Annotated in this window: 9 protein-coding genes and 2 pseudogenes; 6 read left to right on the top strand and 5 right to left on the bottom strand. The window is 60.3% G+C overall.

What is annotated here, in order from left to right; translation table 11 throughout:
- A pseudogene (tdh, locus tag EN990_RS18970) lies at positions 1-127 on the top strand (L-threonine 3-dehydrogenase); the annotation flags it as partial.
- 8 nt (positions 128-135) lie between these two features.
- Here the strand turns inward: tdh and EN990_RS18965 are convergent.
- Together EN990_RS18965 and EN990_RS18960 are read right to left on the bottom strand one after the other, a co-directional pair.
- Positions 136-642 carry a DUF2380 domain-containing protein gene (locus EN990_RS18965; RefSeq protein ID WP_013532320.1) on the bottom strand — a complete coding sequence of 169 codons (507 nt, stop codon included), beginning with the start codon at positions 640-642 and terminating at the stop codon, positions 136-138.
- A 144-nt stretch (positions 643-786) separates the two neighbouring features.
- Positions 787-1,260: a MarR family transcriptional regulator gene (locus EN990_RS18960; protein ID WP_024505603.1), complete on the bottom strand. Its 474-nt coding sequence runs from the start codon at positions 1,258-1,260 to the stop codon at positions 787-789.
- Positions 1,261-1,347: 87 nt separating this feature from the next.
- On the opposite strand from EN990_RS18960, the gene hmgA reads away from it, so the two are divergent.
- The 5 genes and pseudogenes from hmgA to EN990_RS36220 form a co-directional block, all read left to right on the top strand.
- On the top strand, positions 1,348-2,661 hold the full coding sequence (gene hmgA, locus EN990_RS18955) for a homogentisate 1,2-dioxygenase (RefSeq protein ID WP_127368617.1): 1,314 nt from the start codon (positions 1,348-1,350) through the stop codon (positions 2,659-2,661).
- An 11-nt stretch (positions 2,662-2,672) separates the two neighbouring features.
- Positions 2,673-3,560 (top strand): MBL fold metallo-hydrolase, encoded by an 888-nt coding sequence (locus tag EN990_RS18950; RefSeq protein ID WP_064995500.1) that lies wholly within the window; start codon positions 2,673-2,675, stop codon positions 3,558-3,560.
- Complete coding sequence (locus EN990_RS18945; RefSeq protein WP_013532316.1) at positions 3,557-4,570, top strand: fumarylacetoacetate hydrolase family protein; 1,014 nt, start codon at positions 3,557-3,559, stop codon at positions 4,568-4,570. The genes EN990_RS18950 and EN990_RS18945 overlap by 4 nt, the downstream gene beginning before the upstream one ends.
- A gap of 4 nt (positions 4,571-4,574) precedes the next feature.
- Positions 4,575-4,862, top strand: a complete 288-nt coding sequence (locus EN990_RS18940; protein WP_127384541.1) for a hypothetical protein — start codon at positions 4,575-4,577, stop codon at positions 4,860-4,862.
- A 4-nt stretch (positions 4,863-4,866) separates the two neighbouring features.
- Positions 4,867-4,962 (top strand): annotated as a pseudogene (locus EN990_RS36220) (damage-inducible protein DinB); the annotation flags it as partial.
- 27 nt (positions 4,963-4,989) lie between these two features.
- Here the strand turns inward: EN990_RS36220 and EN990_RS18930 are convergent.
- The 3 genes from EN990_RS18930 to hppD form a co-directional block, all read right to left on the bottom strand.
- Positions 4,990-5,364 (bottom strand): type II toxin-antitoxin system VapC family toxin, encoded by a 375-nt coding sequence (locus EN990_RS18930; protein WP_013532314.1) that lies wholly within the window; start codon positions 5,362-5,364, stop codon positions 4,990-4,992.
- On the bottom strand, positions 5,361-5,588 hold the full coding sequence (locus EN990_RS18925) for a type II toxin-antitoxin system prevent-host-death family antitoxin (protein WP_013532313.1): 228 nt from the start codon (positions 5,586-5,588) through the stop codon (positions 5,361-5,363). Before EN990_RS18925 ends, EN990_RS18930 begins: the two co-directional genes overlap by 4 nt.
- Before the next feature lie 62 nt (positions 5,589-5,650).
- Positions 5,651-6,763: a 4-hydroxyphenylpyruvate dioxygenase gene (gene hppD, locus EN990_RS18920; protein ID WP_127370170.1), complete on the bottom strand. Its 1,113-nt coding sequence runs from the start codon at positions 6,761-6,763 to the stop codon at positions 5,651-5,653.
- Positions 6,764-6,849: the final 86 nt, after the last annotated feature.

Raw genomic sequence — 6,849 nt, 5'->3', positions numbered from 1 at the left:
CGCGCTGGTGCAGGGGCCGCTGGATGTTTCCGGGCTTATCACGCACCGCATCGGCATCGACGATTTCCAAGCCGGCTTCGATGCAATGCGCAGCGGCAGTTCCGGCAAGGTGGTGATGGATTGGTAGATGCCGCCCTAACGCAGAATTCTGTTTTTCATCAGCCATTTCACGGAGCGGGGCCACGCGTAGTTCGCACCCATGCGAAGATCGGTAAACCCCTCCGAAACATGTTTCCCGGTTTCGGCGTCAAGGATGCGAATGAACATAGTATGTTCTGTTCGGTTGACGCGCGTTACGACGCCAAGCAAGGCAAGCGACGCGCCGTGCTCCTTGGCAATCGGGCCTTCACAACCAGCGCAGTTGCGCAATCCGTGCGGCGCCGCAGCCTGTGTATCCCTCGCCGGCACATCAATTACTGTAAAACGCCCAGACTGGGAGAGCATGTCCTTAGCAACTTGTGCTGATTCCGACAGATAGCGCCTGTCATATTCATCCGGGGGAATTATTCCCGCCCCGGCGCTCTTGTCCTCCAATTCGAAAGGGAACACTTCGATCGACATCGGCTTTGTCTGCTGCGCCTGCGCAAATGTGCAGGTGCCTACAAGCAGCGTCACCAGGACACTTAATGTGCGAATGCTCATCGTATCCTCCTGACGGTATGATGGGCATTATATGCGGCCTGACAACGCAAATCACGATTAAATCGAAAGCAATGCTATGCTTCGGGAGTTTCCACGCAGTCTCGCTCGAACTCCGTCGTTCAGAGTGATTGGCTTGATCTTGGACTAACTCTTGCTCGGGACCAGACTGGTCTCCAATGCAGCCAGTCCGCTGGTGATCGCCGTGCGCTCTTCAGCGCTGAGCCTTGCCAGCAAATCCCGTTCGAACGCCTTCGCCAGCGGCACCATCTCGCGATAGGCGGCAAGCCCCGTTCCGGTCAGCGTCAGATGTTCGATACGGCGATCTTTCTCATCAGGTGTCCGCATCAACCAGCGCCGCCGCTCGAGTTCAGCCACGGCGCGTGAAACCTTGGTCTTGTGCATAGCCGATTGCTCGCCGAGTTCGGTCGCAGTCATCGTTCCATGCTGCCCCAGCCCCGAAAGGGTGCGCCATTCCGGCCGCGTCAGGCCATGGCTGTCCTTGTATATCCTCGAAAATTCGCGGCTGACGGCGTCGGCAAGCCGGTAGAGCCGGTAGGGCAGGAAGTTTTCCAGATTGAGAATTTCAGCCGCGTCGGACGCTTCGCTCCTGATCGCCATTTTTCAAAGCCGCCATTGATGGTTACATTTTCGATGGTTACAAATGAAACCAGTTTGGTCAATTGATATCCATTTCGGGAGGAAGCAATGGCCTTTTCCTATATGCCGGGCTTCGGCAACGATTTTGAGACCGAGACGCTGCCCGGCTCGTTGCCGCAGGGACGGAATTCGCCGCAGCGGCCGGCCTACGGCCTCTATGCCGAGCAGCTTTCAGGCTCGCCCTTCACCGCGCCGCGCGGCACCAATGAGCGGTCCTGGCTCTACCGCATCCGGCCGAGCGTCAAGCACACCGGCCGCTTCAAGGCGGCGAGCTATCCCTTGTGGAAGAGTGCGCCCAATGTCGGCGATCATGAACTGGCGCTCGGCCAGTATCGCTGGAACCCGGTGCCGATGCCGAAGGAGCCGACCGATTTCATCGCCGGTATGCGCAGCATCACAACCGCTGGCGACGTGCTCGGGCAGACCGGCATGGCGGCGCATGTCTATGTCGCCAACACCTCGATGGCGGACGATCATTTTTTCAATGCCGACGGCGAGTTGCTGGTCGTGCCGCAAGTCGGCGCATTGCGCTTCGTCACCGAGATGGGCGTCATTGAGCTGCGGCCCGGCGAGATCGCGGTGTTGCCACGCGGTCTGGTCTTCAAGGTCGAGCTGGTCGACGCCGAAGTGCGCGGCTACGTCTGTGAGAACTACGGCGCCAAGCTGACGCTGCCCGATCGCGGCCCGATCGGCGCCAATTGCCTGGCCAACCCACGCGATTTCAAGACGCCTGGCGCATGGTTCGAGGAGAAGGAAACGCCGTGCCGGCTGATCGTGAAATGGTGCGGCAATTTCCATGTCACCGAGATCGGCCATTCGCCGCTCGATGTCGTTGCCTGGCACGGCAACTATGGGCCCTACAAATATGATCTGGCGACCTTTTCACCGGTCGGAGCGCTTTTGTTCGACCATCCCGACCCGTCGATCTTCACGGTGCTGACCGCGCCGAGCGGCGAGGAGGGCACGGCCAACATCGACTTCGTCATCTTTCCGCCGCGCTGGCTGGTGGCCGAAGATACCTTCCGGCCGCCCTGGTACCACCGCAACATCATGAGCGAGTTCATGGGCCTGATCCACGGCCAGTACGACGCCAAGGAAGAAGGCTTTGTGCCTGGCGGCATCAGCCTGCACAATCTGATGCTGGCCCATGGGCCGGATGCGCCTGGCTTTGAAAAGGCCTCGCGCGCGGAGCTGAAACCGGTCAAGCTCGACAACACCATGGCCTTCATGTTCGAGACCCGATTTCCGCAGATGCTGACCCGCTACGGCGCCGAGCTCGAAACCCGGCAGGACAACTACATCGACTGCTGGGCCGACCTGAAGAAGCGTTTCAACGGCACGCCCGAGGGCGACTGGTCTTGATCACCGAGCCAATGCCGGATCGGCTGGTGCTTTTGGGCTCGAAGGGTGGCCCGGCATTGCGGCCGGGTGGTCCATGGCCGAGTTCGTCGCTGCTGCAGATCGGCGGCCGCAGCATCGTCGTCGACTGCGGCCTTGGCGTGACGCGTGGTCTGGTCGATGCCGGCATCAGCCTGAAGTCGCTCGACCTGATCTTCATCACGCATCTGCACTCCGACCATGTGCTGGAACTGGGGCCGCTGATCCACACCGCCTGGACGGCGGGCCTCGCGACGCCCGTCGGCGTGTTCGGCCCGCCCGGCACCGGTCATTACTGGCGGCGCTTTTGCCAGGCGATGGAGTTCGACATCGAGATCCGCATCGTTGACGAAGGCCGGCCGGATATTCGCGATCTGGTGTCGATCGGCGAATTCGGCGAAGGCCAGGTGGTCGCGCAGGGCGGCTTGACGGTTTCGGCGCTGCGCGTCGAGCATCCGCCGGTGACCGATTGTTTTGCGCTGCGCTTCGAGCATGGCGCCAAAAGCGTCGTGTTCTCCGCCGATACGGCCTTTTATCCGCCGCTCGCCGATTTTGCCCGAGGCGCCGACATCCTCGTCCACGAGGCAATGCTGGAAGAGGGCATCGAGCGACTGGTGGCCAGGACCGGCAATGGTGCGCGCCTCAGAGAGCATCTGCTCGCCAGCCACAGCTTTGCCGAAGAGGCCGGCAGCATCGCAAGCGATGCCGGCGTGAAGAGATTGGTGCTCAACCACCTTATTCCGGCCGACGATTCTTTGATAGGCGAGGCCGACTGGACTGCCGCTGTCAGGAAAACTTGGAACGGCGACTTGACGATCGCCCGCGACGGTCTTGTTGTGGGCTTAAGCAGCGCCAAAGCTGCAGCAGGAGAGGAAACCGCATGAAGCTTGCCACATTGAAGGACGGGACGCGCGACGGGAAACTCGTCGTCGTCTCGCGCGACCTGACACGCTTCACCGACGCCTCGTTCCTGGTTCGCACGCTGCAGGCGGCGCTCGACGACTGGCGGCGCATCGCCCCGCATCTCGCGACAATAGCGGAATCGCTTGAGAACAATGCGATGCCGGCGGAGCGCTTCCACGAACATGACGCCCATTCGCCGCTGCCGCGTGCCTATCAATGGGCCGATGGCTCGGCTTACGTGAACCATGTCGAGCTGGTGCGCAAAGCGCGCGGCGCCGAGATGCCGGCGAGCTTCTGGACCGACCCGCTGATCTACCAGGGCGGCTCGGATTCTTTCATTCCGCCACGTGATCCGATCCGCACGGCTGACGAAGCCTTCGGCATCGACATGGAGGGCGAGGTCGCTGTCATCGTCGACGATGTGCCGATGGGTGCAAGCCTCGAAGAAGCAAAGGCAGCGATCCGACTGGTCATGCTGGTCAACGACGTTACGTTGCGCGCGCTCACCGGACCGGAACTGGAGAAAGGTTTCGGTTTTTTCCAATCAAAGCCGTCCTCGGCGTTTTCGCCGGTCGCTGTGACGCCGGACGAACTGGGTGATGCCTGGGACGGCGGCAAGGTCAGCCTGCCGCTGCTTGCCGATCTCAACGGCAAGCCGTTCGGCCGCGCCAATGCCGGTATCGACATGACCTTCGACTTTCCTGCGCTGATCGTTCATGCAGCAAGGACACGGCCATTGGCCGCCGGCACGATCATCGGTTCCGGCACCGTCTCCAACAAGCTAGACGGCGGGCCGGGCAAGCCTGTCTCGGCCGGTGGCGCCGGCTATTCCTGCATCGCCGAACTGCGCATGATCGAAACCATTGTGTCGGGCGAACCCAAAACGCCGTTCCTGCGCTTCGGCGACACGGTGCGCATCGAGATGAAGGACAAAACCGGGCATTCGATCTTCGGCGCCATCGAACAGAAGGTCGAGAAATACGAGAGGTGAGGGCATGACGGGGGGCTATCTGCTTGCTGGTGTCTGGGCACTCGCCATACTGGCGGTCTTCATCCAGGCGATCCGGCTGAGCTATCGCATCGAGGCGCGATCGCCCGACCTGACCAACCGCAGCGGCTTTCCGCGCAAGGCGATGATGTTCCACACCATCACCAACATGGACGTCGCGCGGGACGCGGAAACGCAGAGCATGCGTCGGCGTATGAACTGGTTGCTGCTGATCGTTCTTGCTGGATTTGTCGTTATGTGGGCGGGCTTGTATCTGTCGCGGTCAACCGGATGACGTGATGAGCCTGCCCGACTACCCGCGCAGCATGGCCGGCAACAATCTCTGGTCGAACGACCGACTCTACCGCGCGGTATTGTCCCTTCAGCCCGGCGAAAGAGGTCAAGCGGCTGGGCTTGGGCGATCAGGCCAATACGACGTCATAGGCTGAAAATTGCCGATCCGCGGAGACCAACGTCAGGCCTTCAATTTGGGTCTGCGCAATAAGCAGGCGGTCGAAGGGATCGCGGTGGTGAAGCGGCAGATGTTCAAGTCTCGCCGCGTGTAGTTCGTTTACGCCGAGAATCGGAATCCCGTTCGATCGCAGGATGTCCACGATGTCGCCTGTGAGCGTCACTTTGCCGAGCGATTTCTTGATGGCGATCTCGGCCACCGAGACGGCGCTGACGATCACATCCTTGCCTGTGAGAAAGATATCGCGATGATGATCCGAAAGACGTGAATCGGCGTTGAGTACCCAAAGCAGAATATGGGTATCGACCAGATATCTGCGGCTCATTTAATATACTCGTCCCATTCGGGACCGAGTTCATCAAAATCATCCGATATCCAAATCTGGCCTTTCAGGGCGCCAAGCAAGCCTTTGCTCCCACCAGCCCGAACGGGAGCGCTCAAGGTTGCGACAACCTCTCCATGTCGGGTCAGATGGATCTCTTCGCCAGCCTGGGCACGTTTCACCAATTCGGAAAGCTGAGCCTTCGCTTTTGCCATGGGGATATTCATAGATGACCTCTTATGACCAGAATTTAGGTCATAATTGGCCGGGCCGCAAGTGAGTTCGATGGCTATTCCGCCGCCTGAACCTTGATCACGCCACGCTTGATCTGATCCTGCTCGATCGATTCGAACAGCGCGCGGAAATTGCCTTCGCCAAAACCTTCGTCGCCCTTGCGCTGGATGAACTCGAAGAAGATTGGGCCGATCACGGTTTTCGAAAAAATCTGCAGCAGGATCTTGGTCATGCCGCCGTCGACTACGCCTTCGCCGTCGATCAGGATGCCGTGCTTCTTCATCCGCTCGATCGGTTCGTCATGGCCATTCACGCGGTCATACGACATATCGTAGTAGGTTTCAGGCGGGCCGGGCATGAACTTCAGCCCGTTGGCGGCGAGCTTGTCGGTGGCCTCGTAGATTTCGTCGGTGCCGACGGCGATGTGCTGGATGCCTTCGCCATTGTACTTCTTCAGGTACTCGGCGATCTGGCTGGTCTCGTCCTTGGACTCGTTGAGCGGAATGCGGATCTTGCCGCAGGGCGAGGTGATGGCGCGGCTGACCAGGCCGGTGATCTTGCCATCGATGTCGAAGAAATGGATCTGCTTGAAGCCGAACAGGTTGCGGTAGAAATCCCACCATTTGTCCATCTGGCCGCGATAGACATTGTGGGTCAGGTGATCGAGATAGTAGAAGCCGACGCCTTCCGGCCGCGGGTCGCGCGCACCCAGCCACTCGAACTCGGCGTCATAGGCCGAGCCCTTCTTGCCGTAGGTCTCGATGAAATAGAGCAGCGAGCCGCCAATGCCCACGATCGCCGGCACGTCCAGCGCCTTGTCGGCACCTTCGTAAGGTGTGGCACCCTTGGCAACGGCATGATCGAAGGCGTGTTTGGCGTCGACCACCCGCCAGGCCATCGAGGCGGCGCAAGGGCCGTGCTTGTCGACGAACTTCATCGCATGCGAGCCGGGTTCGGCATTGACGACATAGTTGATGTCGCCCTGGCGCCAGACGGTGATGTCCTTCGTGCGGTGCTTGGCCACCGCGACATAGCCCATGCGGGTGAACAGCTCAGCCAGCTTTTGCGGCTCCGGATGCGCGAATTCGACGAACTCGAACCCATCGGTGCCGGCCGGGTTGTCCTTGCTGATCCTGGCGGGCGGGGCGTCGTGCGGGAAGGGACCCATAATATTCCTCCGAAAGCTGGCCTGGCCTGAAAAGGCGATTTGACACGATGATAACGCGGAGGAGGCGCACGGTGCTTGCATTCAAA

The organism is Mesorhizobium sp. M7A.F.Ca.US.005.03.1.1 (assembly GCF_003997975.1).
Taxonomy (GTDB): Bacteria; Pseudomonadota; Alphaproteobacteria; order Rhizobiales; family Rhizobiaceae; genus Mesorhizobium; species Mesorhizobium ciceri.
Note: the sequence above shows the minus strand (reverse complement) of the source record. Positions and strands in the feature narration are given on the sequence as shown.